A 3,093-nucleotide genomic window follows, 5' to 3' on the forward strand; every position below is an offset into this window, starting at 1 on the left:
GATCGGCGATGCCCGCGCCTTCAGCCTCAAGCCGTTGCTCTTGGCGGCGGCCATGCTGCTCCTGATTTCCGACGGCGTCATCATGCTGGCGATGAACGGCGCTTTCTCGAATCTCAAGTCACGCCGCGCCGCCCTGCCCCTTATTCTTGCGGCCGCTCTTGCCGCCGCCCTGCCCTTCACGCCCGGCCTTGCCGGCACGGCCCATGCCCGGATGAGCGATGCCGAGATCGCCGATCTTCTGTACGAGACCCATCTCGCCTATGTCGTGACCGGCGAGGATGAGGTCGACCGCATCTCCGAGCGCGGGCTCAAGGGGCTTTCCGACTATATTTCATACCGCACCGCGCTGGAGCCGGGCGATCCCGTCGGCGTTGATCCGGCTGAAGACGAGCTGGCCTTTTATCCGCTGATCTACTGGCCGGTTTCTGCCGCCGCGCCGATGCCATCTCAGGAGGCAATCGCCGGCATCGAGGCTTATATGCGCAATGGCGGCACCGTGCTGTTCGACACGCGCGACCAGTATTCGCCGCTCGGACAGGAAGCCGTCAGCGCCAACACGGCGCGGCTGCGCGCGATCCTTGACAACATCGACGTGCCGCCTCTGGAACCCGTGCCCGAGGACCATGTGCTGACGCGCTCCTTCTATCTGCTTTCCGATTTCCCGGGCCGGTATGACGGCTCGCCCCTCTGGGTCGAGGCGCGATCGGCCGCCAGTTCGGGCATGGTGACGAGCGGCGGCGACGGCGTTTCGCCGATCATCATCACCGGCAATGATTTCGCCGGTGCCTGGGCCACCAATCCGGATATGACGCCGATGCTGCCGACCGTTCCGGAAAGCCCGCTTCAGCGCCAGTTCGCCTATCGCACCGGCGTCAACATCGTGATGTATATGCTGACCGGCAATTACAAGGCCGACCAGGTCCATGTTCCTGCACTTCTGGAAAGGCTGGGACAATAATGGACCTGACCTTCGCCCCCCTTCTGCCGTTGACCGCGCTCTATGCGGCCCTCGCCGCCATCATTGCGCTGATGGCGCTCGGCTATCTGACCCGCATGCGCGGCACGACGCTGCGTGCGGCGGCCAGTTTTCTGCTTCTCGCGGCTATCGCCAACCCGACTGTTAGCCGCGAGGAGCGCTCGCCGCTTTCAACCATCGTGCCGATCGTGGTCGACCGCTCCCAGAGCCAGCTTTCCGAAGACCGCGCTGGCCGGACCGATGCCGCGCTCGAAAGGTTGCAGGCGCGCCTGGCCGAGGACCCGACGCTCGAGCCGCGCATTGTCGAGGTCGCGACCGCCAACGAGAACGGGCGGGCGGAAACGCTTGCCTTCCAGGCGCTGGCCGATGCCGTGCGCGACGTGCCGCCGAGCCGGATGGGCGCCGCCTTCCTCATCACCGACGGCCAGATTCACGATATCCCCGAGGACGCAGCCGCCCTTCCGGCCGACATCCCCATCAATGCGCTGGTGACGGGCACGGCGGAAGAATATGACCGCCGGATCGAGATCAACGAGGCGCCCCGTTTCGGTCTTGTCGGCGAAAGCCTGCCGGTCGAGTTCACCGTGGTCAATGACGGACCGGTCAGCGATGCCGAAGGCGGCGCGGGCCCGGCGATGGTGACGGCGCGGCTCAACGGAGCCGTCGTCGCGCAGATGATGGTCGCGCCGGATATCTCGACCCGCTATGTCTTCGACCTCGACACCGGCGGCGAGAACATTCTCGAACTGTCCGTCGATCCTGTGCCCGGCGAGTTGACCGAGGTGAACAACCGCGCGGTCCAGATCGTCGAGGGCATTCGCGAGAACCTGCGCGTGCTGCTCGTTTCCGGCTCGCCGCATTCCGGCGAGCGGACATGGCGCAACCTCTTGAAGTCCGACCCCTCCGTCGATCTCGTGCACTTCACCATCCTGCGCCCTCCGGAAAAGCAGGACGGCACGCCGATCAACGAATTGTCGTTGATCGCCTTCCCGACGCGGGAATTGTTCATCGACAAGATCGACGACTTCGACCTGATCATCTTCGACCGCTACCAGAACCGCGGCGTCCTGCCGCTGCTCTATTACGACAACATCGCGCAATATGTACTGAACGGCGGTGCGCTACTGGTGGCCGCCGGCCCGGAGATCGCTGGACCGGAATCGATCGCAGCAACACCGCTTTCCGCCGTGCTGCCGGCAATCCCGACCGGTGATCTTTCCGAGGGCGCGTTTTATCCGGGCATCTCCCCGACCGGCGAAATGCACCCTGTCACCCGGGACCTGCCGGGGGGCGGCGAGGAGCCTCCGGCCTGGGGCCGCTGGTTCCGCTCCATCCCCGTCGGCGATGCGCGCGGCGAGACGGTGATGACGGCAGACGGCGCGCCGCTTCTGGTGCTCTCGCGCGAAGGCCGGGGCCGGGTCGCCGAATTCCTGTCCGACCAGGGCTGGCTGTGGGCGCGCGGCTTTGAAGGCGGCGGCCCCTATGTGCCGCTCTACCGGCGCATCGCCCACTGGCTGATGCAGGAACCGGCGCTGGAGGAGGAGGCGCTGACGGCAACAACCGATGGCGAGCAGTTGGAAATCACCCGCCAGACCATGGGCGACGCCCCGCGCGAGGCGATCGTGAGCACGCCATCGGGGCGTTCGCTGACTGTCCCGCTCGATGAGGTCGAGCCCGGTCTGTTCCGGGGCAACGTTCCCGTCAGCGAAATGGGCCTGTTTTCGATCGAAAACGGCGACCTGCAACGGCTCGTCAATATCGGCGATCCGGACGCGCCGGAGTTCAAGGCAATGATCTCGACAACGGAAAGCCTTTCGCCGCTTGCGGGCGAGACCCGCGGACTGGTGCAGCGGATTGCGGACGGCATGCCGCCCGTCCGGGTGACGTCCGGGCAGCTCAGGGCCGGCAATGACAGCTTCATGCCGATCGTCGCCACGTCTGACACGCGGCTTGAAAGCATCCGCTCGCTGCCGCTCTTCAACGGCCTACTCGGGCTTGCCGCCCTTCTGGCGCTGATCTCGGCCACCTGGTGGCGCGAGGGGCGGACAAAATCCTGAACTAACGCATCGTGCTTTCCGAAAATCGGAATCGATTTTCGGAAAGCACGATGCGTAGAT

General features: G+C 65.4%; 2 protein-coding genes. Both read left to right on the top strand.

Features of this window, described 5'->3' with window-relative positions:
• A partial coding sequence (locus AC5DC2_RS21875) for a DUF4159 domain-containing protein (RefSeq protein ID WP_491700010.1) occupies positions 1-958 on the top strand: 958 nt, incomplete at its 5' end.
• The gene (locus tag AC5DC2_RS21880; RefSeq protein ID WP_491700011.1) at positions 958-3,033 is read left to right on the top strand and encodes a hypothetical protein; all 2,076 of its coding nucleotides are present in this window, start codon (positions 958-960) and stop codon (positions 3,031-3,033) included. The genes AC5DC2_RS21875 and AC5DC2_RS21880, both read left to right, overlap by 1 nt.
• The last annotated feature ends 60 nt before the right edge of the window (positions 3,034-3,093 follow it).

The organism is Martelella sp. (assembly GCF_984369615.1).

Bases quoted from the DNA above. Each gene is read 5' to 3' on its own strand.
- AC5DC2_RS21880 (WP_491700011.1), top strand. From the start codon at position 958: ATGGACCTGACCTTCGCCCCCCTTCTGCCGTTGACCGCGCTCTATGCG.